General features: G+C 70.5%; 19 protein-coding genes. 13 read left to right on the top strand and 6 right to left on the bottom strand.

Going from position 1 to position 24,096, the window contains the following annotated elements:
• Window positions 1–191: 191 nt before the first annotated feature.
• A complete protein-coding gene (locus ABZU75_RS09115) occupies window positions 192–1,535 on the bottom strand; it encodes a hypothetical protein (RefSeq protein ID WP_355551117.1) in 1,344 nt (447 codons plus the stop codon).
• Between the two features lie 279 nt (window positions 1,536–1,814).
• Here ABZU75_RS09115 and ABZU75_RS09110 point away from each other — a divergent pair, with 279 nt between their 5' ends.
• Entirely contained in the window at window positions 1,815–2,783 is a 969-nt protein-coding gene (locus tag ABZU75_RS09110; protein WP_355551116.1) for an aldo/keto reductase, read from the top strand.
• 89 nt (window positions 2,784–2,872) lie between these two features.
• On the opposite strand, the gene ABZU75_RS09105 is transcribed toward ABZU75_RS09110, so the two are convergent.
• Genes ABZU75_RS09105 through ABZU75_RS09090 form a run of 4 tightly spaced genes read right to left on the bottom strand, consistent with a single transcriptional unit; the run spans window position 2,873 to window position 10,222 of the window.
• Complete coding sequence (locus ABZU75_RS09105; RefSeq protein ID WP_355551114.1) at window positions 2,873–4,183, bottom strand: proton-conducting transporter membrane subunit; 1,311 nt, start codon at window positions 4,181–4,183, stop codon at window positions 2,873–2,875.
• Window positions 4,180–5,526 (bottom strand): proton-conducting transporter membrane subunit, encoded by a 1,347-nt coding sequence (locus ABZU75_RS09100; protein ID WP_355551112.1) that lies wholly within the window; start codon window positions 5,524–5,526, stop codon window positions 4,180–4,182. The genes ABZU75_RS09105 and ABZU75_RS09100 overlap by 4 nt, the downstream gene beginning before the upstream one ends.
• Entirely contained in the window at window positions 5,523–8,582 is a 3,060-nt protein-coding gene (locus tag ABZU75_RS09095) for a DUF2309 domain-containing protein (RefSeq protein ID WP_355551110.1), read from the bottom strand. Before ABZU75_RS09095 ends, ABZU75_RS09100 begins: the two co-directional genes overlap by 4 nt.
• On the bottom strand, window positions 8,579–10,222 hold the full coding sequence (locus ABZU75_RS09090) for a SulP family inorganic anion transporter (protein WP_355551108.1): 1,644 nt from the start codon (window positions 10,220–10,222) through the stop codon (window positions 8,579–8,581). The genes ABZU75_RS09095 and ABZU75_RS09090 overlap by 4 nt, the downstream gene beginning before the upstream one ends.
• 1,074 nt (window positions 10,223–11,296) lie before the next feature.
• Here ABZU75_RS09090 and ABZU75_RS09085 point away from each other — a divergent pair.
• The 5 genes from ABZU75_RS09085 to ABZU75_RS09065 all read left to right on the top strand — a co-directional run bounded on the left by ABZU75_RS09085 (window position 11,297) and on the right by ABZU75_RS09065 (window position 16,827).
• Window positions 11,297–12,112 (top strand): SAM-dependent methyltransferase, encoded by an 816-nt coding sequence (locus tag ABZU75_RS09085; protein ID WP_355551106.1) that lies wholly within the window; start codon window positions 11,297–11,299, stop codon window positions 12,110–12,112.
• Window positions 12,113–12,408: 296 nt separating this feature from the next.
• On the top strand, window positions 12,409–13,023 hold the full coding sequence (locus ABZU75_RS09080) for a gluconokinase (protein WP_355551104.1): 615 nt from the start codon (window positions 12,409–12,411) through the stop codon (window positions 13,021–13,023).
• Window positions 13,020–13,307, top strand: a complete 288-nt coding sequence (locus ABZU75_RS09075) for a hypothetical protein (protein ID WP_355551102.1) — start codon at window positions 13,020–13,022, stop codon at window positions 13,305–13,307. Before ABZU75_RS09080 ends, ABZU75_RS09075 begins: the two co-directional genes overlap by 4 nt.
• 170 nt (window positions 13,308–13,477) lie before the next feature.
• Window positions 13,478–14,029 carry a reverse transcriptase N-terminal domain-containing protein gene (locus ABZU75_RS09070; protein ID WP_355551100.1) on the top strand — a complete coding sequence of 184 codons (552 nt, stop codon included), beginning with the start codon at window positions 13,478–13,480 and terminating at the stop codon, window positions 14,027–14,029.
• 26 nt (window positions 14,030–14,055) lie between these two features.
• Window positions 14,056–16,827, top strand: coding sequence for an AAA family ATPase (locus tag ABZU75_RS09065; protein ID WP_355551098.1), 2,772 nt, complete (start codon window positions 14,056–14,058; stop codon window positions 16,825–16,827).
• Here the strand turns inward: ABZU75_RS09065 and ABZU75_RS09060 are convergent.
• Complete coding sequence (locus tag ABZU75_RS09060; RefSeq protein WP_355551096.1) at window positions 16,775–17,347, bottom strand: ferritin-like domain-containing protein; 573 nt, start codon at window positions 17,345–17,347, stop codon at window positions 16,775–16,777. The genes ABZU75_RS09065 and ABZU75_RS09060 overlap by 53 nt on opposite strands.
• 240 nt (window positions 17,348–17,587) lie before the next feature.
• Here ABZU75_RS09060 and ABZU75_RS09055 point away from each other — a divergent pair, with 240 nt between their 5' ends.
• The 7 genes from ABZU75_RS09055 to ABZU75_RS09025 are packed head-to-tail and all read left to right on the top strand — an operon-like array spanning window position 17,588 to window position 24,087.
• A complete protein-coding gene (locus ABZU75_RS09055; protein ID WP_355551094.1) occupies window positions 17,588–17,893 on the top strand; it encodes an antibiotic biosynthesis monooxygenase in 306 nt (101 codons plus the stop codon).
• 23 nt (window positions 17,894–17,916) lie between these two features.
• The gene (locus ABZU75_RS09050; protein WP_355551092.1) at window positions 17,917–18,912 is read left to right on the top strand and encodes an alpha/beta hydrolase; all 996 of its coding nucleotides are present in this window, start codon (window positions 17,917–17,919) and stop codon (window positions 18,910–18,912) included.
• Window positions 18,909–19,208 carry a hypothetical protein gene (locus tag ABZU75_RS09045; RefSeq protein WP_355551090.1) on the top strand — a complete coding sequence of 100 codons (300 nt, stop codon included), beginning with the start codon at window positions 18,909–18,911 and terminating at the stop codon, window positions 19,206–19,208. The genes ABZU75_RS09050 and ABZU75_RS09045 overlap by 4 nt, the downstream gene beginning before the upstream one ends.
• A 15-nt stretch (window positions 19,209–19,223) precedes the next feature.
• A complete protein-coding gene (locus ABZU75_RS09040; protein WP_355551088.1) occupies window positions 19,224–20,480 on the top strand; it encodes a low temperature requirement protein A in 1,257 nt (418 codons plus the stop codon).
• Window positions 20,477–21,001 carry a 2Fe-2S iron-sulfur cluster-binding protein gene (locus tag ABZU75_RS09035; RefSeq protein ID WP_355551086.1) on the top strand — a complete coding sequence of 175 codons (525 nt, stop codon included), beginning with the start codon at window positions 20,477–20,479 and terminating at the stop codon, window positions 20,999–21,001. The genes ABZU75_RS09040 and ABZU75_RS09035 overlap by 4 nt, the downstream gene beginning before the upstream one ends.
• Window positions 20,998–21,987, top strand: a complete 990-nt coding sequence (locus ABZU75_RS09030; RefSeq protein ID WP_355551084.1) for a xanthine dehydrogenase family protein subunit M — start codon at window positions 20,998–21,000, stop codon at window positions 21,985–21,987. Before ABZU75_RS09035 ends, ABZU75_RS09030 begins: the two co-directional genes overlap by 4 nt.
• Window positions 21,988–21,999: 12 nt before the next feature.
• Window positions 22,000–24,087, top strand: a complete 2,088-nt coding sequence (locus ABZU75_RS09025; RefSeq protein ID WP_355551082.1) for a xanthine dehydrogenase family protein molybdopterin-binding subunit — start codon at window positions 22,000–22,002, stop codon at window positions 24,085–24,087.
• The last annotated feature ends 9 nt before the right edge of the window (window positions 24,088–24,096 follow it).

Here is a 24,096-nt window from a genome sequence, read left to right as displayed (position 1 = left end):
ACGTGGCCGGTGCGCGGCGGAGAGTCCCGGCACCGCCTCGCTCCCGGAGACCGAACCCCCGCGGTCACCACGCAGGCACGCCCTGAGCAGCCGCCCCGCCAAGAACACATAGCGACATATCAGACTAAAGAAGGGAATTATCGCCAACAAGCAAAGAAGTGTTAATTATTTACATTTATAGTGATCCTGCTTTACGGTGCCGAATCAGCTGCCGCCCGGACGGGGCCCGTACGCCGCACACGGATGCCGTGGGCGTCGGCGCGCTGGAGGCCGCCGGCGTCCACATTGGAGATCGGGGTCAGGCCCTTGACCACGCCTTTCTTACCGTTTCCGGTCAGCTTGACGATCAGCATTCCCGGGTCGGTTCCGTGGGAGGAGTGCGGGTCGCCGGAGAGCGGGATCGGCCCTCGCGTCGAGGCGAAGGCCCAGTCGTGGTCGGGCGAGACGGCGAAGAGGTCGACCGTCGGGTCCGCGCTGAACCGGGAGACGAGGTCGACGGTGCCGACATGGGCGCCGGTCGCCCCGTCGAAGACCTCGGCGACATTGGCGGCGCGGTCACCGGCCCAGACGTAGCGCTCCTCGTCGGAGGCGAGGACGCCGTGCGCGTCGCGGTCGGGCGAGTCGTCGTTGAAGAGCGACTGGACCGCCGGGGTGTTCGGCGGGTTGGCCGGTGAGTAACCGCTCATCGGCAGCCGGAAGACGCTGAACTGGTCGAGGTGGTTGGGCGTGCCACCGCCTCCGTTCCCGAAGACCTTCCCCTTGGCCTCGATGAACCCGCAGCCGTTCGCGGGGATCCTGCTCGCGTCGTACTCCCCCACGATCGACATCGGCGTCGTGCGCCAGTCGACCACGAGCATCCCTCCGCCCCGGAGACTGACGAAGACCGGGCCGTTGTCCGAGGCGATGAACGGGCAGATCGGCGCGTTGTCCGGGCGGAGCCGGGGTGCCTGGCACGGTATCCCGTTCGGGGTGGTGCATCCGGCCAGGTCGATCGTCGCGGCCGGCTGCTGGACGAAGGCACCGGACGCGTAGTCGGTGCTGATGCGCTCCAGCTTCTTGCCGTTCTGGTTGGAGATGACGAGGTACTTGTCGTCCTCGGTGGGCCAGAGGGCATGGGCCTGCCGGCCCCCTCCCGCTCCGGCCTCGGTGAGGAAGCAGGCGAGCGGCTGCCGGGCGGCGGCGTCGAAGACGACCACGTGACCGCTGGCGACGAAGGCGAGCGCGGCGTGGGTGTCGGCCTTGTTGAAAACAATCATGTGGGGACGTACGGGGACGCTGCCGGTGCTCGCCAGGCAGAGGGACGAGGTCGCACCGCTCAGGTCTATGACGTGGACGGGCCGCGCGGCCGACAGCCGGTGGGTGACCTCGGCTCCGGAGTACACGTTGACCGCGCCGCCGTAGGAGAGCCCGTCGGTGTTGGACTGGTCGACCAGCCACACCTCGTACGACTTCCCCGCCGGCGCCTGGGGCGGCGCGGCCGCTCCCAGGACGAACAGCACCAGCACCGCGACGATCGCGACCCGCCACTTCCCCATACGCCCTCCAAGGTCGTTCCAGCCGGAACATCTCCATATCCCTTCCGACCACGCTGCTTTCTACTTTCAATCCCAGAACGCTATAAGTCCAGAAATTGCTTGAACTAAAGGAAGTCAGGCGAAAAAGCCTAATATTGCAGATATTGGCCACAAGTCCGGCAACAAACGACACCCGCTGACTATCGGGAATTGCATATACAGATATTTCGGTGTATAGCCAGTGGCCTGGCGGCACCTCACGCGACGCCCCCGGATCTGGCGGCCGATATATTGGCGGTCATGAACTCGCTGGTCCGACGCCCTCTGGGCCAGACCGGTCTGACCGTGACACCTGTCGGTCTCGGCCTGGCCGCACTCGGCCGTCCCGCCTACATCACACTCGGCCGCGCCGAGGACCTCGGCGACGACCGCGACATCGCCGTGATGCGGTCACGCACCTGGGCCGTACTCGACGCCGCCTGGGCGGCAGGGGTGCGCTACCTCGACACGGCGCGCTCGTACGGGCGGGCGGAGGAGTTCCTCGCCGGCTGGCTGCGCGAGCGCGGGATCGCCCCGGGAGCGGTCACGATCGGTTCGAAGTGGGGATACGCCTACGTCGGCGACTGGCGTCTGGACGCCGAGCGGCACGAGGTGAAGGAACTCACCGCCGACCGGCTGCGCGTCCAGTTGGAGCAGACACGCGCGCTGCTCGGGGAGCACCTGTCGCTCTACCAGATCCACTCGGCGACCGTGGAGAGCGGCGTGCTCGACGACGAGGACGTGCTCGACCGGCTGCGCGCGCTGCGGGCCGAGGGAGTGGCGATCGGTCTGTCGACGAGCGGGCCGCGCCAGGCGGACACGATCGACCGGGCGATCGGAGCCGGGCTGTTCGACACGGTGCAGTCGACGTGGAACCTGCTGGAGCGCTCGGCCGATGAGGCACTCGCGCGGGCGCACGAGGCGGGGCTGGGCGTGATCGTCAAGGAGGGCGTGGCGAACGGCCGGCTGACCGCCCAGGCGGCACCCGCCGCACTCCTGGCCGCCGCGCGCGAGCGGGACACCACACCGGACGCGCTCGCGCTGGCCGCCGTACTGGCACGGCCGTGGGCCGGGGTGGTGCTGAGCGGCGCGGTCTCGGCCGGGCAACTGCGCGACAACCTCGGCGCGGTCGAGACCGGCTGGGACCATGAGCTCGACGAGCGGCTCGCCGGACTGGCGGAAAGCCCGGAGAGCTACTGGTCCGAGCGCGGCGCGCTGCCCTGGAGCTGAGTCCGCCGACGCCGGGAGCCTCCTGCCCACCTCCGCCGGCAGTACCCGACGACCGGCCCCCTTACCGGGGAACGGCCCCCTGCCGCGCTTTACGAGCCACCGAACCACGCGGATCCCGGCGTCACCGGGAAGGCGGCGCCGATCAGGAGCGTACCGATGACGATCGTGAGGGCATAGGCCTCGAGCGGGACGAGGTCGCGTTCGCCGTAGTGGGCGCGGCTGCCCGCGAAGAGGGTGAGAAAGCATTTCATCACCGTCATCCCGTTGATGCCGACGACACCGAGCAGCACGGGCCAGGCCGGCGGGAAACCGGTGACCGAGCCGTGGACCAGCAGGTGATCACCGGCGAATCCGAGGGACGGCGGGAAACCGACGCCCGCGAGGCCGCACAGCAGGAACGCGACGGCCAGGCGCGGGGTCCTGGCGAAGTTCCCGTCGGGGGTCGCCAGTGACAGCGGTCCCCGCCGAGCCTCCAGCGCGGCGAGGGACATCGCGAATCCCGGCAGGGCCAGGGCCGACGCCTGCCAGGTCAGCAGCGCCCCGGACACCGCGATCGGTGAATCGCCGCCGAGCCCGAACGCGACCAGCCCGCCCTGGCTCATCATGAGGAAGGCCAGCGCCCGCCTCGCCCTGTCCTGCACCACCGCGAGCACCGCGGCCGCGACGGCGGTCAGGACACCGAGCGAGGCGACCTCCTGCGCGGGGAACGCGGAGAGCAGGTCGAGCCGGGTGAGCATGCCGAGCGGTGCGATGCCGAACGCGACCACCACCCCCATCGGAGCCCGCTCGACAAACCTGGGGTACCAGCCGTGCGCGGGCACCAGGGCGAGCCTGATCACGAGCGCGAGGGCGACGAGTACCGCCCCCGCCTCCTCGTGGCCGGTCGCCGCCAGCGCGGTGCCCGCGCCGAGGAGCAGCACGCCGGGCACCTGGTAGGCGGCGAACAGGCGGGCGAGCCCGTCGTCGCACCGGCGCAGTTCGGCCCAGACCAGCCAGGCCGAGAGCGCCCACAGCGCGACCGTCGCCCCGCCCTGCCCCACGGCCCCGAAACCCGACGAGGCGGCCAGCAGGCGCAGTATCCGGGCCAGGGTCGCCGGCGGGTGTTCGGCGAGCGGGCTCATCGCGACCACCAGCAGGCCGGCCAGGCAGGTCAGGATGCCCGCGAACCTGGCGGCACCGTCCGGCACGACCGCCACGAGCAGACCCCACAGGTGACCTCCGGTGAGCGGGGCGAGCAGGCCCGCCAGGGGCGGCGCGGCGGACAGCGCCGCGACGGAGGCGGCGGCGGTGGCGCAGACCACCGCGACGTGGCGCGCGCGCCGCCGGTCAACGGTCCTGGCGACGGCGCAGGACGCGGCCAGGAGAACGGCCGCCACCAGCAGCGGAACCAGTGCGATCATGACTTCCGCTCCCCTCGGCCACAGCTCAGCCACCGCGCCCAGCGATCGTCCAGCGAGTCGGCCCGCCGGACCAGTCGCACGAACCCGCCCACCGCGTAGTCCCGCAGCCAGGCGTCGAAGTAGCCCCTTTCCAGCGCGTACCGGTACAGCCATGCCTGCGCCGCCCGGGGAATCAGGCGCTCCAGGTGCTTTCCGGTACGCGGTAGCGGCCCGTTCGTCATCCGCTCCAGGTGGTGATGGTCGTGGATCAGGCTGGGCGAGCGCAGGATCTGGGCGCTGCGCGACACGGCGTGCGCGACCAGGTGTGCCAGCGCGAGGTAGCGCAGCCCCAGTCCGACCTCGACCATGATCATTCCGATCTGGGTCATCGAGGCGTAGGCCAGCGCGCTCTTGATGTCCGTCTGGACACGTCCGGACAGGGTGACGTGGACGGCGGTCAGCGCGCCGACGGCGACCACCGCGATCCGCGCCGCCGTCGCCCCCGCCCACACGGACTCGGTGCGCAGCAGCAGGTACGGGCCCATGCTGACGGAGACCGCTCCGTAGCAGATGGCGCTCGACGGCGTCGGCCCCTCCATGGCGCGGGGCAGCCATCCCCCGAGGGGCACCTGCGCGGCCTTCCCCATCGCCGCCCACAGCAGCAGGATCCCGATCAGGGCCGCGTCCTGAGTGGTCGCGGGCGCCTCGAAACCCGCCCACCCTCCGTCGCGCAGGACGCCGGTGACCGTGGAAACGCCGGTGGTGTGGTGCAGCCACACGACGGCGGCCGGCAGCCCCACATCGCACGCCCGGTAGGTCAGGAACGCACGCAGGGCGTGTTCCACCGGCCTTTTCCGCTCGTGGAAGAAGGCGATCAGCAGCGCCGAGGCCAGCCCCGCGAGTTCCCAGCCCGCGAAGGCGAGCTCAAGCGCGCCCGACAGGGCGACGGTCTCGACGCCGACCCCGAACAGGGCGAGAAGCAGGTAGAACCGCAGGTATCCCGGCTCCCTGTGCAGGTAGCGCTGCGAGAAGACACCGATGAGACCCACCAGGAGCGCCGTGAGGGCGGCGAAGGGAAGCGAGAGCCGGTCACCCACGAGCAGCAGGTGGAACCCGTACTCTCCGCCGCCGAACCAGGCGCCCGCCGGCACCGGCACCGTCAGGGCACGGTCGCCGCGCGTCACGGTGACGGCGAGCACGAGCGCTGCCACCGTCGCGAGCCCGAAGGCCACGGTGACGATCGTTGAGACGGTCCGCTCAGCGCGTACCCGGCCCCACCAGGCGAGTGCGGCCAGGAGCAGGAACGCGCCGAGGGGCAGCCCGGCGATCGCGATCAGCAGACACCGGTGTATCGCGAGGCTCACCGCGGCTCCCGGGTCCGCTGCCCGTGACCCGCCGGCTCGTGCCCGACGACAGGGGCACCGATCGGGTCGAACACGTCGCAGGCCTCGGGGGGTTCCGCCTCGAAGGCGGCCATCGCGTGGGCGCAGCCCAGATGGCCGCGCTCGCCCGCGTAGAACCGCGCGGAGCGGTCCACCACGGGGAACGCGGTGGTCTCCGGGATGTGGGGCACGAAGGCGCCGTGGCGGAACACGCGCATCGCGCCGGAGTCCGGGCTCCACGCCACGAGCCGGATCCAGCCGTTCACGACGAGCCGGTTCAGGCCGGGATGGGTGCGCAGGATCGCCGCCAGGCGCTCCGGCTCGGCCTCGACGACCAGCAGCAGGCGTACCGGCTCGTGAATCTCGACCATCTGCCAGGGAAGCCCGGTCCGCAGATCCGAGGCGTGCCCGTCCATCACGCCGAGCAGGCCCGTGATGTTGTGCGGAAGCTTCGTCCCGCAGCCGTAGCCGACCGGGTCGACGTGGCTGAAGTAGTACTCCAGGTTGATGCCGGCGCAGACCGGCCCCGCCGCGAGGAGCAGGCCCGCCAGGAGTTCCCCCGAGGGATCACCGTCCGGGTCGTAGGAGACGAGGAAGGCCCGCCGGTCGAGGAAGAGCCCGCGGGTCCGCGAGCGCCGCCCCACCACGCACACCGCGTTCGTGGCGTGCCCGTACTCGGGCCGGGGTTGCCCGAGGTCCACGGCGCGGGTCCCGACGTGGACCGGCGCGTCACCGGGCGAGAGATCCGCGGGCGCGGACTCGAAACGGCGGGACCGCTCGTGCGCGGCCAGGACGCACGCGGCGGCCACGGCCTGCTGAGCCCTGCCGACCTCCGCGCGGCACCGCTCGGGCACCAGGTCCTCGTCGTAGTAGGTCATCGAGTCGTCGCAGGTGTCGTGGTACGCGCCCACGAACCAGGTGCCCTCCGGCAGGTGGATCCCCCGATCGCGGAGGTTCGCGCGCACCCCCGGGTGGTTGGCCATCGCGGCGAACGCGCGCGCGTTCGGACCGCCACGCCCGCCACCGGTGGCGCCGCAGTCGTGCGCGGACTCGTGCGGGTTGTTGAGGCTGGACGAGCCGTGCCCGACGACCAGCACCACGGGGCACAGAGCCCGGCCGAGCCCGGTGGTCCGCAGGACCGCCGACACCACGTCGGCCATCTCCGATACGGAATAACCCCTGAGCGGGCCGTCACCGCTCGTGCCCGTGAGGACCCGTTCGACGGCCAGCCGGGTGACCGGCCCGGCAGCCGCGCCGGCCCCGAGCCGCCGGGACCAGCTGTGGGACAGGTGAGGGAGAAGGCAGCGGCCGAACAGGCCGAACAGGTGGGCGAGTCCACCCACCAGCGCGAGCGCGCCACCGCGCACCAGGGTCCTGTTCCCCACCGCGACCAGCCGTCCCCAGGCGCCCCGGCGACGGTGTGAGCTCTCGCGCCGAGGAGGCCACGTCCCGCCGACCGGCTCCTCCACGACCAGATGCCGGGGCGTGACACCGACCGGGCAGAGAGGGCGCGGACGCACGTCCTCCAGCCCCCGGTAGATCATGGCGACTCCGAAGAAACCGGCGTAGCCGAAGGTCTCGGCCCGCGGGAAGTGCTCCTCCAGGTGCCGTCGCAGCGACTCCTCTCGCTCGTCTATGCAGAACACGGCCTGGAACACGGGACGGGGTGACCTTCTCGTCGCGGTGAGCGCGTGGTGCGCGGCGAGCGCGTCGAGCACCCCGATCCGATGGCGCCGCTCGTAGGCGAGGTGCAGCAGGCGGCGCCGCTCGATCCCGTCGAAGGACCTGACCTCCGCCAGCCAGGCCGCCGCATGCCCGGCGTCGGCGAACACCGCGGTGTCGACCGGCATGATCTGGGCCAGGACGAACGCCTCGTACACCAGTTCCAGGTCGGGCTCCGGAGCGAGCCGGGGAGGCCGATCGATGTCGGTGAGCGCGGCGCGACCGCCGAGGCGCTCGGCCACCACGTGGCGTGCCGCGTACGCGTCGAGGGTGAGCTGCACGGCCAGGTGGTCGACCAGCCGTGCGGGACGCGCCTCGACCGGCGAGCGGTCGGGCCGGTGCTCGAACTGGCGCGTCATGCCCGCCCAGCCGCGCAGCGACAGCAGGGTGGCCTGGATCACGGCCGCCCAGTCCCGTTCGGGCACCGCCAGCTCGCCAAGGGCCCACGCGACGGTCCGCTCGGCCGTCCAGGACTCCGCCTCCTGCCGCCTCAGCTCGGGAGCCAGTCCGCGAAGGAACCGGTCGGGCGGGCCCCCGCCCCGGCCGTAAAGCCGCCGGAAGGCGCCGAGAAAGCCCCGTTCTCGTTCCGGCATCGGCCAGTAGGCGACCCCCTGGTCCAGGAACGCCGCGCAGAGCCGGATCATCAGCGGGTGGACGAGTTCGTCGGGGTCCGCTCCGGTGACGGCGAGGATCCGGTCACGCGGGCGCGGCGACGGCCGCCCGGCCTCTCTCGGGGGTGGCGCCACCCGTTTCAGCCGGTTCCAGAGTCGTTCGAGCAGCTGCTCCACCGGTGCCCGCGCGCCCGATCCGGGCACCGCCGGCCCGCGCCGGTCTCGCCGGGCCTGTCGTAGCAGCTCGGCGCGGCGCCGCTCGCCGATGTGAACGGTGAACCGGGACAACTGGGGCGTCTCGTGGAGCAGCCGGCGCAGCGCGGGGCCCCTGGGGACGTCGAGCAGGTGCCGGAGCCGTAGGGCGTGGAACTCGCGGCGTGTCGGGCCGCCCGGCACGATCGGGATGTCGCCGCCGGTCACCGGCCCGACGACCGCGTCGAGGTCTCCGCGCTGGATCCGCCCCGAACCCAGGTGGCCGTGGAAGGCCGCCTCGCTCTGGAAGGGTTCGGTGCCGAACAGCCGCGCCGCGCGGACGACGGCCTTCTCGAAGGGCAGGTGTTCGAAGGCGTGCAGGGTGTTGTGGTGGACGAACGTCTGCAACGGCGCCTGCTCGGGCAGCAGGCTCGCCGCTCGCGCCACCATGTCCGCCACGGCGACACGTCGGTCCTCCCTGACCGGGTACATGACCATACCGATTTGGTTCATGCCCGCCTCCTGCGCCTGGTGGCATGCGGATGGGACGAGACGGGCCACAGCCGGTCGAGCCCTCGGAAGGTGAGGGTGGCCGCGGGCCACTCCCTGGACATCGCGTCGGTTCCGGCCAGAAAGGTGTGGTCGACCACCGCGGCGTCCTTGAGATCGATGACGATCTCGGTGATGTCCGCACCGTCGCCGCCGGCGCGCCTCACCGTACGCCGCAGGGGCAGCAGAGCCGTGAAGATGGCGGCGCCGGGAATGCTGACGTGCAGCACCTGACCGGTACGGACGGCCTGCGCGCGAGGGTGGAAGAAGGCCGGGACGGGCACCCCGCGCAGCAGGTGCAGGACGAACTTCGCGGCGAGCCCGGCCGCGACGCCGACGAGCAGGTCGGTGGCGAGCGTGACGAGCATTGTGATCAGGAACAGGGCCAGCTGGTCGAGACCGACCCTCCTGGCGTGGCGGAACTCGCGGGGCGCGGCGAGCCGGGTCCCGGTGTAGACGAGCATGGCCGCCAGGACGGCGAGGGGAATGATCTGGAGCAGGCCGGGGGCCAGGCTGACGAACAGCAGCAGGAAGGCTCCGTGGAAGAAGTTGGACCGGCGCGAGACGGCACCGGCGTCGATGTTGGCCCTGCTCCGGACGATCTCGGAGATCATCGGCAGGCCACCGACCAGGGACGACACCAAATTGCCCCCGCCGAGGGCGAGCAGGTCGCGGTTGAGGTCGGCGGGGCGCCTCCCCGGCGCCATGGAGTCGACCGCGAGCACCGTGAGAGTGGACTCGATGGTGCCGATCAGGGCGAACATCACCACGTACTTCAGCGAGGTCATCGTGAGCAGCATGGAGAAGTCGGGGAAGGCGACGGCGTCGAGCAGGGTGTCGGGGAGCCGGACGAGATACTCGGGGCCAAGGTGGTAGGTCATGGCCATGAAGCGGTAGTCGTGCGGGCTGTGCAGGTCGAACAGCAACCCGACCGGCACGGTCACGGCGAGCACGACCAGCGGGGCGGGCACGACATGGGCCCACCGGGCGCGGATCAGCGGCAGGCCGAACAGGATCGCCAGTGACACCGCGCCCAGCAGCAGGATGCGGGGGTTGGCGTGGGCGAGGCTGTGTGGAATCTCGGCGATCAGCTCGAAGGGGCGCTCGCCATGGGGCTTCACCCCCAGCATGACGTGCGTCTGCTTGGCGATGATGATGACCCCGATCGCGGCGAGCATGCCGTGCACGACCGAAGGGGACATGGCCACGCCGACGCTGGCCACCCGGCACAGCGCGAAGACGATCTGGATCAGCGCGGCGGCGACGCCGACGGCCAGCGCCCGCCGGTATCCGGCGGCGAGGTCGCCTTGGCCGAGTTCCTGGACCGCGCCCAGCGCGATCACGATGAGGCCGGCGGCCGGGCCCTTGATGGTCAGCGGGGCGCCGCCGAGCAGGCTGACCAGGACGCCCCCGATGATCGCCGTCAACACACCGGCGACCGGCGGGAACCCGCTGGCCAGCGCGATTCCCAGACAGAGCGGGAGGGCGATGAGGAAAACCAGGAAACCGGATTTCAGATCCGCTTTCGGAAACGATTTCTGGAACGTGAACCGGCGCGCGGCCGGTAAGCGGTCATGGGTCTTCGGGTCTTGCCGTTCGGGCATCAGCGTGGTCCTCACGATGGCAGGGATGATCCACTCCGGCCGCGCTCGGCCGGATGCGGTGCGTACGGAGAGCGCCTGAGAACAGGTGCTCGGTACGCACAGGTGGACCACGGGCCCCGCCCGTCTTCGGACTCGTCTGGGACGGCTTGGTGCGGTGGAGTGTGACGGCGGCGTCCCGCGCCGGTTCACGCGTTCCGTCCGGCACAGCGCCGGAAAGGCCGTCCGCGCCGTCCAGCCGGTCGTCTTCGAACACGCACGGCCCGTCAGCGGGAAGCACGCTGAACCCGGTACCGAGCACCGCACCGATGCCGGGGATGGTTTCGGCGGCCGACGCGCTCGGGTGAGATGTGGTCTCGGCCCGGGTCGCGGTCGGCACCCCCAGCACGGCCGTCACCAGCGACATCAACAGCACGACCGCCAGCGCCGCTCTCAGCGCGCGAAGCGGCTCCGCCCACCCGGGGACCGGGACGGCCCCGGCTGTCCGCGGATTCGGTGGTCTGTCAGATGATGGCGTCACACTGGCTCCCGGCTGGGAATCCTAGCGGGTGAGGGCAGGACGAAGCCCTGCAATCTATGCGAGAAACGGCAAACGCGGCCAATATCCATGAAGCGCGATAAGCCGGTTTGCATATCCGCTTCCATGATTCCCGGCAACCGTATTCCGGTCGCCGAGATCCAGTCGGCAGCACACGCCTTCCCCGTCAGCGTCAATATAACTTTTCGCCACCAAAATAGGCGGAAGACAGCGAAGCGTTACTGGAACGTTGCCGAAATCCGATAGTCATCCAGGGCATTTATCATGATATTAGCGATATTACATAGACGCAGATCCCGAAGCTCTCTTCACACCACTGAACTGTCGCGGAAAATCCCGGGCACGCGAGTTTCGCGACGACCCGACCCCGCCTTCTGCACGCCCCGAGGACCGTAGACCACCGCGGAGGCCGGCAGCGGGTCCGGCACCGGCCTGCCGCGACCATAGGCATCGAGGGGGTTTGCCGTGACCGTCGTGGATGTGATCCACTACATCCCATCCCATTCAGTGCGAATACCTCATGAACGGAACCGGCCCCCATGAGTACCTCTCGCGAATCAGACTGGCAGCCCGTGGAACTTGATGCCGACCGGCCGCATTCGGCCCGCATCTGGAATTACTGGCTGGGTGGAAAAGACAACTATCCCGCCGACCGCGACGCCGGTGACATGGTCGAGGGGCTCATCCCCGGCATCGTCGACTCGGCCCGGGCCGACCGGGCGTTCCTGGGCCGCTGCGTCCGCCACCTCGTCGCCGACGCCGGTATCCGCCAGTTCCTCGACATCGGCACGGGCCTGCCCACCGCCGACAACACCCACGAGGTGGCGCAGCGGATCGCCCCGGAGTCCCGGGTCGTCTACGTCGACAACGACCCGCTGGTCCTGGTGCACGCCCGCGCCCTGCTCATCAGCACCCCTGAAGGGGTCACCAACTACATCGACGCAGACCTGCGCGAACCCCACCGCATCCTGCGGGCCGCCGAGAAGACCCTCGACCTCACCGAACCCGTCGCGCTGATGCTGCTGGGGATCCTGCATCACATCACCGACGACGCCGAGGCCAGGCAGGTCGTACGGGACCTGGTCGACGCCGTCCCCTCGGGCAGCCACCTGGTGATCGCGCACGCCACCGCCGAGGTCCACGGCGATGCCATGCACGAGGCGATGCGGCAGTTCATGGAGCGAGGCGGCACCCCGATCGTGGCCCGCGACCGCGACCACCTCGTCACGTTCTTCGACGGTCTGGAGTTGCTGGAGCCCGGCGTGGTGTCCTGCTCCAGATGGCGTCCGGAACACAGCCCGTGGGGCGAGCCCGATGAGGTGTCCCAATTCTGCGGCGTCGCCCGCAAGCCCTGACGCCCCTGCCTCCCTCAGCGACCGACCGGCCGCACACTCCGGCCCCCGTCCCAGAGGCCGGCTCGGCCCTCGACACCTGACCGGTGCGGCGGCCGCCTGAAACGATCGGAAAGATCGAGTTTATCGAGGACGCTCCGGTGTAGTCCCATACTCGTCCGGTCGTCGCCCCCGGGGCGGCCCGCCATCGCATGATCCTTCGTCAATGCCCGCACCCGATCTTAACGACCGTGAGCCCAGGTCGGTCATCACCAACCCCGTCAGGCTGTCGCGCAGAGCGACATGGGAGGCCCTCATCAATGAACCCCGCTGAGGATTCCGCCGCACCGGCTCCCGGAACCGCGCCACTCGTCGTCATGGGCGTGACCGGCTCCGGCAAGACCACCGTGGGCGCCGCCCTCAGCCGGCGGTTACGGGTGCCGTTCGCCGACGCCGACGACTTCCACAACGAGGCCAACATCGCCAAGATGTCGGCGGGCATCCCCCTCGACGACGACGACCGGCTGCCGTGGCTGCGCGCGATCGGTGCCTGGCTCGCCGACCACGCCGCCACCGGCGGGGTGGTGAGCTGCTCGGCGCTCAAGCGGAGCTACCGCGACATCCTGCGGGAATCCGCGCCGACGGTGAGCTTCGTCCATCTGCACGGCGAGATCGACGCCGTACGCCGGAGGGTCGCCGGCCGTCCGGGGCACTTCATGCCCGCCTCGCTGGTCGACTCGCAGTTCAGGACCCTGGAGCCCCTCGGGCCCGACGAGCACGGGATCGTTCTCGACTTCGCCAGGCCCGTCGGCGAGCTCGTGGACGCCTACCTCGCCGCGGCGGCCGTCCCCCGGACGCGACCGGACCCGTACCCCACCGGTCCCGCCGATCCCGGTGGCCCCCGAGACGCAGGCGAGGCCGGGAGGGCGAGGTGAGCACCGTTCTGATCATGCTCGCCGAGCCCGCCACGACCTCCCCCGGCCGGCTTGTCCCGGCCGCGCTCGCGGGCCTGTCGGTGATGCACGGGCTCGTCCCTCCCCACCCGGACCGCTGGTTCGCCATCGACGCCCTCAAGGCCGATCTCGGTATCGCGCTGGGCCTGGGCGTGCTCATCGCCGTGCCGACCGTCGCCATCGCCGGACCGCTGTTCTCCAGGTACGCCGCCCAATGGACTGAGCCTGTTCATATAACGCACGGCCCGGGACCGGATCAGCCCTAGTGCGTAGTTCCTGATTAGTGTTCGAGATCGGTCCCCGCCCCGACGTGCGCCTGTGGGTCTTGCTCACTGGGGTGCGAAGCTCGGGGAAGACGCCTAAGGGCCCCTGTTCCGTCTGGGGGAGCAATCGGGCAAGGGGAAGACCGGACGGGTGAACGCGAGTGAACCCTTCGATGAGGTTCTGGTCGAACACGCTGGTCAGCGTCCGCCAGGTCACTCAACGCAACACCGGGCGCCGGACGGCCGGGATCGACGGCGAGGTCGCCTTGACCTCGCCGGCCAGAGCGGAGGTGGATCCTCTCAACGGGTTCGCCGGCCGCGCGGCGTCGCAGCACGGTGTGGAGCATGTGGTCGGTGATGACGGGGGGTCGGCAGCCGTGGTTGCCTTTGCGGGCCGCGGCGTCCAGTCCTTCCAGCATCGCCTCGCGAATCGCTTCCCGCTCGGTCTCGGCCATGGCACCGATCTGGAAGACAAGCTGAGCCGCGTCCTCTCTGGGGCGGCGCATCGTGCGCCGCAGGCGCCGGCCGGGCTGGCCGCGACGGTCAAGACGCGCCTTGGCGCTTCCAGGTCTCTGGCTTGTTCGATTCTCGCTAACTGTTGCCCGATTCTGCCTTCTCGGCCGAAGGAGACCAATGACGCCGCCATGTCCGCCGCATCGCGGGATATGCTCGCGACGCCTTATGCGACAGCCGTCGTGGTGCGGCGAGTCGCGTCGGGCAGGTAGGACATGGCCGACGCTGTGAGGTGCCTGTGGGCGGCGGTGAACTCTTCGGACGCCGTGCCGAGCTCGACCAGCTCGCCGGTTTTCTCGATGCCGCCCGGCAGCGCGGCGACACGCGGTTGCTCTGGGGCGAGCCCGGGGTGGGCAAATCCGCTCTCATGGCCGCCGTGGCAGAGCTCGCCATCACGGCGGACATGCGGGTTCTGCGAGCGTCAGGGTCGGAGTTCGAGGCGGAAGTCAGTTACTCCTGCCTCAACCAGCTGCTTCTGCCGCTGAACGCCGACATCGAGCGCCTCCCGCCCGGTCTGCGGGAGGCGTTGTCGGTGGCGCTCGGTTTCGGTGTGGGGGCGCCCACGGACGCGCTCCTGGTCTGCAACGCGACGCTCTTGCTCGTCAAGGCGGTAGCCGCCGATGCGCCGCTCGCTCTTCTGGTGGACGATGTGCACTGGATCGACCGGGCCAGCGCCGTCGTCTTGAGCTTCGTCGCCCGCCGTCTGGAGGGTACCCAGGCCGGGCTGCTGGTCTCCGCCAGAACGGGCGCGGCGAGCTTCCTGGATCCGCGGGGACTGACCGAGATGACGGTCCGGCCGCTGGACCATGAGGCGTCCGGGCGGTTGGTCGACGCTGGTTTCCCGGAGATGCCGCCGCGCGTCCGGCGACGGCTGCTCGACCTCGCCCAAGGCAATCCGCTGGCGCTGACTGAGCTGCCGTCCACGCTGCTGGGTGCTGCGTATCACCCGGTGACCCACCTTGAGGTGGTTCCGCTCAGCGACAGGCTCCAGGCGATGTTCGCCACGCGGATGGCTGATCTGCCGGAGCCGACCCGCAGGCTGCTACTGCTGGCCACGTTCGAGGGCAACGGCGACATCAGGGTGCTCAGGGCCGCCGTGGGGGCCGGGCACGGCCTGGCCGGCCTCGCCCCGGCCGAGCGGGCGCAGTTGGTACGCGTGGACGACGCCACGGCGCGGATCGCGTTCCGGCACCCGCTGATCCGGTCGGCGATCGTGGCGGTGTCCACCCACGAGGAGCGACGCAGCGCGCACCTCGCTCTCGCCGGAGCGTTGGACGTCGACCAGGAACGCCGCGCGTGGCACCTCGCGGCGGCTGCCACCGGACCGGATGAGACGGTGGCGCAGCTGCTGGAGGACTCGGCGCACCGCGTCATGCTCCGCGGAGACGCCTTCGCCGCGGTCGCGGCTCTGATCCGCGCCGCCGAACTCAGCTCGACCGGCGCGAGCCGTGGCCGGCGGCTCGCCGAGGCCGCCTACATCGGTGCCGAAGCCGGCGGCGCCGTCGAGGACGCCCAGTCGCTCCTGACGGATGCGCGCCGGTCGGACCCGGACTCGGCGGGTTCCCTGCTGGCCGCCAACGCGGCCGCCTTCCTGATGCTCAACGGAGACGGCGATGTGAACACCGCGCACCGCCTCCTGCTGGGAGCCATCGAGACCGGCGACCACGGATTCCGCGCCGACGACCCCGCCCTGATCGAAGCCATGCACACCTTGCTGCTGCTGTGCTGGTACGGCAGCGATCCGGAGTACTGGGAACCGTTCTACCGGGCGCTGCGCAGGCTGAAGCCATCGCCGCCCGACGTGCTCGCACTGGCGAGCAAGACGTTCCCCGACCCCGTACGCACTGCGGCTTCGGCCCGGCCGGCGATCGACGAAATCCTCCGCACCCTCCCCGACGAGGGGGATCCCACGCGCATCATGCGGATCGGTACGGCATCGGTCTACCTGGACCGCCTGGCCGACTGCCGCGAGTCCTCATGGCGCCTGGTTCAGCAGGGGCGGAACGGCGGAGCACCCCGCCGGCACCTCGGCGCCCTGATGCACCTGTGCCTGGACGACTACCTCGTCGGCCGGTGGGACGAGGCCGAGGAACTCGCTCTGGAGGGGCATCGGGTCTGTGACGCCAGCGGCTTCTCGTTCTTCGAGTGGTATTTCCTGTACAACAGGGCGATCGTCGCCGCCGGCCGGGGCCGTTTCGACGAGGCGTACACACTGGCCGACGAGATCACGCACTGGGCGCTGCCGCGCGGTGTGTCGGCTGCGGCCCTGTTCGCGCACCATCCGCGCGCCCTGGCTGCGCTGGGCCGGGGCGACTACGACGCCGCCTTCCGGCACGCCGCCGCGATGAGCCCGCCCGGCGTCCTGGCCTCGCATGCACCGCACTGCACCTGGGTCATGTTCGACCTGGTCGAGGCGGCGGTGCGAGTCGGACGCACGGTCGAGGCCAGGGCGCACGTAGAGGCGATGCGGGCTGCCGACGTGGCCTCGCTGTCGAGCAGGATGGCGCTGATCCAGGCCGGCGCGGAGGCTCTCGTTCTCGATGACGACGCGGCGATGTCGCGGCTGGAGGCTCTGCTGGCCAGTCCCGCGAGCGAGCGGTGGTTGTTCGACGCGTCGCGGGTACGGCTCGCGTTCGGCGAGAGGCTCCGCCGTGGCCGATCGGCGTCGGAGGCTCGTCGGCAGCTGCTCCTCGCCTGTGACGGGTTCGCCGCCATGGGCGCGGAGCCGTGGCTGGCGCGCACCCGGAGCGAGCTGAGCGCGGCCGGCCACCGGCAGGTTGACGTGCTGTCGGGTGGTCCGACCGCCCTGACTGCGCAGGAGGCTCAGATCGCGCAGCTGGCGGCGAGCGGTCTGAGCAACAAGCAGATCGCCGAGCGCCTGTACCTGTCGCACCGAACGGTCGGCGCGCATCTGTACCGGATCTTCCCCAAGCTTGGCGTCACCTCCCGCGCGGGGCTCAGGGATGCGCTGTCGTCGCATCCCGACGAGTCGCAGCCGCCTGCGCGCTGAGCGCGTCAGCCTGGCTCTCCTTCTCTTCGAGCAGCCGCTCCAGCAGTTGCCGGGTGGTCGGATCGCTGTTCCCGACCCAGCGCACCGCCTCCTGCAGGGTCTGGACGAGGATCCGCGCCGTGAGGAGATCCTGCGTAACGATGCCCGTGAGGTCCCCGTCGGGGAAGGTCTGGAAGGTGACGCACGACCGGGCGGACAGGTGCTGCGGGTCGTAGTCGGCGGCGAAGCCGAGCTGCCAGATCCGCGCCGCGAGCAGCCTGGCCCCACCACGGTCCTGGTCCGCGCAGGCGTGGAGAAACTCGGAGATCGGCCGGTATGACGGCGCGCGGACGAGGTGCGCATGCTGCTCGTACTGCAACGAGGAGACGACCAGGCTCACCAGCAGCACGTTGAGCAGACGTGCGACAGCCGTCAGCTCAGCACGGTTCGACGGGGTCACCGGCCCGTCCTCCAGATCGAACAGGGCACGGTCCCGGACCTCGCGCTTGGACAGCTGCTCTGGGCTTGGAAGCCTCGTCACACCCTCGATGGTGAGACACAGAGTCGCACCGAGGCATCTGTCATATGACCTAATCGCCCAGGGGCGGTGGTCCCTGGACAGGCCGTTTTCCAGAGGCGTGACTCCACACGCAAGTAGGTCGCCTGCCCCGGGAAAGGCCGTGAACTCGGAGTCGAGTGACTGATGTGGGGCCGCCCGGGCGGCGCCGAAAGTGGGGCGTGAGACAAGCGAACAGCGCACCACAGTGAGGAGGTCGTCCCCATGTCTGTCGGCCATGGATTTCACGCGACGATGACGGCGCAGCCGGGTAAGGGCGACGAACTGGTCCAGCTTCTGCTCAACGCACCGTCACTACCGAACAAGGACTGCGTCGTGTTCCTGGTCAGCCGTTCGTCCGGCAACCGGGACGTCGTGCACGTCACGGAAGGGTGGGTCAGCCGGGAGGCGCACGCAATGTTCTTCGCCACCCAGCAGGCGCAGGCGTTGGTCGCACGCCTCCAGTCGCTACTCGCCGGCGAGTCCGAATACGCCGACGCGGTACCGGTCGGCGGCAAAGCCGCTTTCTGAACCTGAACCAGGAGGAGTTCATCGTGACATTGGCCAGACCCGACCTCGATCCCGAACTGCGGGAGCTTCTTGCGGACATGCCCCTGGTATCCCGGCTCGACCCCGAGATGCTCGCCCAGATGCGCCACCTGTCCGTGACATCGGTGGAACCGTACCTCGAGGGTCGCGCGATCGACCGGCGCGAGGTGACGGTGACCGGCCAAGACGGCGCCCAGATCCCCCTGTCGATCTTCACCCCCGGCCGTTCCACGGCGGCGGCGCCGTGCGTCTACTGGATCCACGGTGGCGGAATGATCATGGGTGACCGGTTCTCGAACATCGACATCCCGCTGGAATGGCTCGAACTGTTCGGCGCCGTCGTGGCCACCGTCGACTACCGGCTGGCACCGGAGGCAACCGGCTCGACCTTGGTCGAAGACTGCTACCAGGGCCTGCTCTGGATCGCCGAGCACGCTGGCGAGCTCGGTATCAACCCGGGGCGCATCATCGTCGCGGGGGCCAGCGCCGGCGGTGGTCTCGCTGCCGGGCTCGCCCTTCTGGCGCGTGACCGCGGCGCCCCCGCCATCACCGCGCAGGTGCTGATCTGTCCCATGCTCGACCATCGCAACATCACCGTCTCCAGCCACCAGTTCTCCGGCGACCCCGGTGTCTGGACCCGCGAGATGAACGAGTTCGGATGGCGATCGATCCTCGGCCCCCTGGCCGACCAGGCTGTGTCCATCTATGTCTCACCTGCGATCGCCGGCGACCTGTCCGGCCTGCCGACCACCTACATCGACGCCGGCACGGCAGAGGTCTTCCGCGATGAGGGCGTCACCTACGCCACCAGGATCTGGGTGGCCGGCGGCCAGGCAGAGCTGCATGTCTGGGCGGGCGGCTTCCATGGATTCGACGCGCTCTACCCCCATGCCCGGATCTCCGCCACCGCCCGCCGTACCCGCAACGACTGGCTCGCCCGCGTCCTGACCCCCGCCTCGCCGGACGAGGCCCTTCAGCCAGCACAAGGGGCCAACCGATGAGCGCCGTCAACCGTGCCGCGTTCCTGCGACCGGGCCTGCAGGACGACCTCCTCTGCGCCGTCACCCACGCTCTCGCCCCGCATGGCGCGTTCACCACGTTCGCGGACACCTACACGCGGTGGGCTCCCCCGGCTCGCCGGCTACGGCAGTCCTTGGGCGAGCGGTTCGATGAGGTCGTGGTCAGCCGCACGGTGTGGGCCAATGTGCCGCCCGCATTCGTTTACTTCTGCCGAAGGCCCCGCGTCCCGGCGCAGACGCGCCCGCTGGTCCCCGATGGACGCGCACGCGTCGCATGACCTGGAGGGGTGACCATGGGTGTGAAACGTGGACACGGCAACGTTCGCTCCACCGGTGAGGACCATCGTGCGACGCCCTTCGAGTTGTTCTTCGACCTGGTCTACGTCTTCGCGATAACGCAGCTCAACGGCTATATGGCCCAGCAGCACAGCGCTCCCGGCGTGCTCCGGGGGCTGCTGATGCTCGCACTGTTGTGGGGCACCTGGTCCGGCTACACCTGGCTGGGCAACCACTCACGAGCCGACCAGGGTCTGCCGCGGGCGGGAATGGTCGTCGCGATGACGGCGATGTTCGTCGTCGGCCTGACCATCCCCGAAGCATGGGACGACGAGCCGGGCGGCCTGAACGGTCCTGTGGTGCTGGTGGGCGCCTGCCTGCTGGTCCGCTGGGTGCACCTCGCGGTCTTCGCGGTGGCCGCGACCGGTGACGCCGGGCTGCGACGGCAGATCGCGATCACCTGGCTGCCCATGCTGACGAGCGCGGTTCTGCTGGTGTCCGGGGCGCTGCTCGGGGGCTGGACACAGGTGCTTCTGTTCTCCGTCGCCCTCCTGGTGGACTGGGTCGGCATCTACCTCACGGCTAGGCACGGCCAGTGGCGGCTGCACAGCCCGGCCCACCTGAGCGAGCGTCATGGCCTGTTCGTCATTCTGGCCATCGGCGAGTCGTTCCTGGCCATCGGCGTCGGCGCCGCCGACCGGCCCATGAGCGGGGCCCTGCTGCTCGCCGCCGTCCTCGGCGTCGCCGTCGCGGTGTGCCTGTGGTGGCTGTACTTCGAGGTGGTGGCACGTGCGGCCGAGCACCGGCTCGGACGGGCACGAGGCGAAACGAGGCTGCGCCTGGCTGTCGAGGCCTACACCTACGGGCACCTGCCTCTCATCGCCGGCATCCTGCTCACCGCCCTGGGTGTGGAGGGCGTGCTCGCACACGCCGGGGACAGCCGGCCGCTGGGCGTGTTCTCCGCGCTCGCTCTCTTCGGTGGCTTCACGCTGTACCTCGTCGGGCATCTGCTGTTCGAGCGCCGCATGCACCACACGCTGAGCCGCCCCCGGCTGCTGGCGGCCTGCGCCATCCTTGCGGCCACGCCTGCTGCCGTCGTCCTGCCGCCGCTGGCTGGGCTGGCGGGACTGGTGACCCTCCTGATCACTCTGATCGTCGTCGAGACCGCCCGGTACGCGCGCGAGCGGGCCAGCCGCGACGCATGCGCCGCCAGCCCCCTGCCATCCGGCCTCACGCGCCCGGGCATGCCGCGCCTGAAGGAAGGAAGACCATGACCAACGACACCCGTAGTGTGATCTCGCTGCGCGTCAACGACGCGACACATCGTTTGTGCCTCGACAATCGCAGGACGCTGCTCGACGCGTTGCGCGAGGACACCGGCCACACCGGGCCGAAGAAGGGCTGCGACCACGGCCAGTGCGGCGCCTGCACCGTGCTGCTGGACGGCAGGCGGGTGCTGTCCTGCCTGACGCTTGCGGTCGCCGCCGAGGACGCCGAGGTCACAACCGTCGAAGGCCTCGCCGGTGACGGCGAGCTGCGGCCGATCCAGCAGGCTTTCGTACGGCTCGACGGGTTCCAGTGCGGTTACTGCACGTCCGGGCAGCTCTGCTCGGCCGTCGGGATGCTGGCCGAGCATGCGGCGGGCTGGCCCAGCGCGGTCACCGCCGATCTCTGCCCGGACGGCCCGGCGCCGGCGTTGGACGCGGCAGAGGTGCGCGAGCGGATGAGCGGCAACCTGTGCCGCTGCGGCGCGTACCCGTCGATCGTGCGCGCGATCCTGGAGGAGGCCCGATGAAGGAGTTCGCCTATCAGCGCGCCTCGGGGATCAGTGAGGCGCTCAGACTGGTCGCCGGGAACGACGACGTCCGCTACCTCGGCGGCGGCACGAACCTCGTCGACCTGATGAAAGCCGGTGTCGAGTCCCCCACCCGGCTGGTGGACGTTCGTTTCCTTCCGCTGGACGGCATCCGGCAGGTACCCGGCGGTGGGCTGGAGATCGGTGCGACGACGACCAACAGCGATCTCGCCGCCCACCCCGAGGTGCGGCGCCGGTATCCGGCGCTGAGCCAGGCAGTGCTGGCGGGCGCGTCAGGCCAGCTGCGCAACATGGCCACGGTGGCAGGGAACCTGTTGCAGCGGACCCGGTGCTCCTACTTCGCCGACCCCTCGCAACCGTGCAACAAACGCGCCCCCGGCAGCGGATGCTCAGCAATCGCCGGCGCGCACCACAACCACGCCGTCCTCAGCTGGTCGCCGCACTGCGTGGCCACGAACCCGTCGGACATGGCGGTCGCGCTGGCCGCGTTCGACGCGGTCGTGCGCTACGAGACCCTCGACGGCGCCGGGGACATCCCACTGGAGGAGTTCTACCTGCCCATCGGCGACACGCCAGAGCGGGAGACGGCGTTGCCGCCCGGAGCCCTGATCACCGCGGTGCGTCTCCCGGAGTCCGCCATCTCGCCGCTCTCGCGGTATCGGAAGGTCCGCGAGCGCGCGTCGTACGCCTTCGCGACCGTGTCCATCGCCGCCGACCTGGACATCCGCGACGGGGTGGTGCGCAACTCGCGGATCGCCCTCGGCGGGGTCGCGTCGCGGTCCTGGCGCGCCAGGACCGCCGAGAGCCTGCTGCTGGACGGCCCCGCCACCGCCGACCGATTCCGGACGGCCGCCGAAGCCGAGCTGGCCGCCGCCGAGCCGTTGCCCGGCAACGCCTACAAGGTGACGCTGGCGCGCAATCTCATCGTGGCCGTCTTGACCGACCTGGCGGCTTCGCCGTACTGAAGGAGATCACCCATGAACGCTGAATCCTCGGTCCCGACGGCCGCGGGAGCCGTCGGGGCCGCGCGGCCCCGCGTCGAGGGCCGAGCCAAGGTCACCGGCAGCGCCCGCTACTCCGCCGACGAGCCGGTGCCGGGCCTGGCCTTCGGCGCAGTCGTCGTCTCCACCATCACCCGCGGGCGCGTCCTCGACATCGACGTCGCGGCCGTTCAGGACATGCCCGGCGTGCTGGGCGTGATCGACCACAGGAATGCGCCCCGGCTCAACCCGGAAGCAGGGCACTTCTTCGGTCCGGACGGAGGGCTGCGACTCCTGCAGGATGACGTGATCCCGCACGCGGGCCGCCCCATCGCCCTCGTGGTGGGCGAGACGCCCGAACAGACCCGTGCCGCCGCCCAGGCGCTGCCGGTGGTCTATGACGTGCAACCGCATGACACGGAGTTCTTCTTCGGCCACCCGGCGGGCCGTCCGGCATCGGCCCTCTTCGACGGGCCCGTGGACGTCGGCGATGTGGACGCCGAGCTGGCCGCCTCCGCGGTAGTGGTCGACGAGAGGTACGGCACGCCCGAGGAGCACTGCAGCGCCATGGAGCCGCACTCGGCGACCGCCTGGTGGGAGGGAGAACGCCTGCAGGCCGTCGACTCCAACCAGGGGCCGTACCAGATCGCCGTCACCCTGGCCACGCTCTTCTGCCTGCCTCCGGAGCGGGTGCGTATCCGTGTCGAGCATGTCGGCGGAGGCTTCGGGTCCAAGGGCATGTGCGGGCCGCAGCTGATCCTGGCCGTGATGGCCGCGACGCGGTTCGGGCGGCCCGTGCGGGTCACGCTCACCCGCGACCAGGTGTTCCTGGCCACCGCGCAGAGGCCGGCCACGGACCAGGTGATCCGGATCGGAGCCAATGCCGATGGGCGCCTGCGGGCGATCGACCACGTGGCCGCGTTCGAGCTGTCCCCGCTCGCGGAGTACATCGAGGGGTGCACCGAGCTCACCAAGACGCTCTACGCGGCGCCCGCGATCCGCACCCGGCTCACGGCGGTTCCGCTCGACATCCTGCCGCCGTACTCCATGCGTGCCCCCGGCGCGGCGCCCGGCTCGTTCGCGCTCGAATCGGCCATGGACGAGCTGGCGGAGCGCCTGGAGATGGACCCGCTCGAGCTCAGGCTGCGCAACGAGCCCGTCGTCGGTCCCGTGTCCGGACTGCCGTTCAGCAGCCGGAATCTGGTCGCGTGCCTGCGTCAAGGCGCACGCCGGTTCGGCTGGGCAGATCGCGACCACCGGCCGCGGATGCGGCGGGAGGGATCCCTGCTTGTCGGCACCGGGCTGGCCGCCACGTCCTTCAGCACCGGGGCGTTCCCCTCTACGGCGTCCATCACGGCCGAGCCGGACGGCACCTTCACCGTGGTCGTCGCCGCCACCGACCTGGGCACGGGCGCCCGCACCGCGCTGACCGCGATCGCCGCCGATGCGCTGGAGGTCGGCGTGGAGAAGATCGGGCTTCGGATCTCCGACAGCGACCTCGGCCCCGCGTGGAGCGCGGGCGGGTCCCGCGGGACCGCGTCCTGGGCGTGGGCGATCACCGAGGCCGCGGCGAAGATGCGCGGCCCGGAACGGCCGGCGACGGTCACGGTCGACACGACGCACCTGCTCGGCGAGCTGCCATCCAGGGAACGACACGCCTACAGCGCCGTCTTCGCCGAGGTCACCGTCGACCCGGCGACCGGTGAGGTGCGCGTGCGGCGGCTGCTCGGGCTGTTCGCCGTGGGCCGGGTGATCAACCCGCTCATGGCCCGCAGCCAGGTCATCGGGGGAATGGTCGGCGGGCTGTCCATGGCTCTGCACGAAGAGGGCGTCGGTGACCCGGTCTCGGGGCGGCACGTCAACCCTGACTTCGCCGGCTATCACATCGCCGCACACGCCGACGTTCCCGACATCGAAGCCGAATTCGTGCCTGACCACGAACCCGGCCTCCCCATGGGAGTCAAAGGTGCCGGTGAGATCGGGAACGTCGGCACTGCGGCTGCGATCGCCAACGCTGTCTGGCATGCCACCGGGGTCCGGCAGCGGCAGCTGCCGATCCGTCTCGACCGCGTCCTGGAGGACTGACCACTACGG

It is taken from the genome of Streptosporangium sp. NPDC005286, from assembly GCF_040607515.1.
Classification (GTDB): Bacteria; Actinomycetota; Actinomycetes; order Streptosporangiales; family Streptosporangiaceae; genus Streptosporangium.
This window is presented reverse-complemented; position numbering and strand designations above follow the sequence as displayed.

Coding starts and splice junctions, on each gene's coding strand:
- ABZU75_RS09115 (WP_355551117.1), bottom strand. CDS start 1,535: ATGGGGAAGTGGCGGGTCGCGATCGTCGCGGTGCTGGTGCTGTTCGTC.
- ABZU75_RS09110 (WP_355551116.1), top strand. CDS start 1,815: ATGAACTCGCTGGTCCGACGCCCTCTGGGCCAGACCGGTCTGACCGTG.
- ABZU75_RS09105 (WP_355551114.1), bottom strand. CDS start 4,183: ATGATCGCACTGGTTCCGCTGCTGGTGGCGGCCGTTCTCCTGGCCGCG.
- ABZU75_RS09095 (WP_355551110.1), bottom strand. CDS start 8,582: ATGAACCAAATCGGTATGGTCATGTACCCGGTCAGGGAGGACCGACGT.
- ABZU75_RS09090 (WP_355551108.1), bottom strand. CDS start 10,222: ATGCCCGAACGGCAAGACCCGAAGACCCATGACCGCTTACCGGCCGCG.
- ABZU75_RS09085 (WP_355551106.1), top strand. CDS start 11,297: ATGAGTACCTCTCGCGAATCAGACTGGCAGCCCGTGGAACTTGATGCC.
- ABZU75_RS09080 (WP_355551104.1), top strand. CDS start 12,409: ATGAACCCCGCTGAGGATTCCGCCGCACCGGCTCCCGGAACCGCGCCA.
- ABZU75_RS09070 (WP_355551100.1), top strand. CDS start 13,478: ATGAGGTTCTGGTCGAACACGCTGGTCAGCGTCCGCCAGGTCACTCAA.
- ABZU75_RS09055 (WP_355551094.1), top strand. CDS start 17,588: ATGTCTGTCGGCCATGGATTTCACGCGACGATGACGGCGCAGCCGGGT.
- ABZU75_RS09045 (WP_355551090.1), top strand. CDS start 18,909: ATGAGCGCCGTCAACCGTGCCGCGTTCCTGCGACCGGGCCTGCAGGAC.
- ABZU75_RS09040 (WP_355551088.1), top strand. CDS start 19,224: ATGGGTGTGAAACGTGGACACGGCAACGTTCGCTCCACCGGTGAGGAC.
- ABZU75_RS09035 (WP_355551086.1), top strand. CDS start 20,477: ATGACCAACGACACCCGTAGTGTGATCTCGCTGCGCGTCAACGACGCG.
- ABZU75_RS09030 (WP_355551084.1), top strand. CDS start 20,998: ATGAAGGAGTTCGCCTATCAGCGCGCCTCGGGGATCAGTGAGGCGCTC.
- ABZU75_RS09025 (WP_355551082.1), top strand. CDS start 22,000: ATGAACGCTGAATCCTCGGTCCCGACGGCCGCGGGAGCCGTCGGGGCC.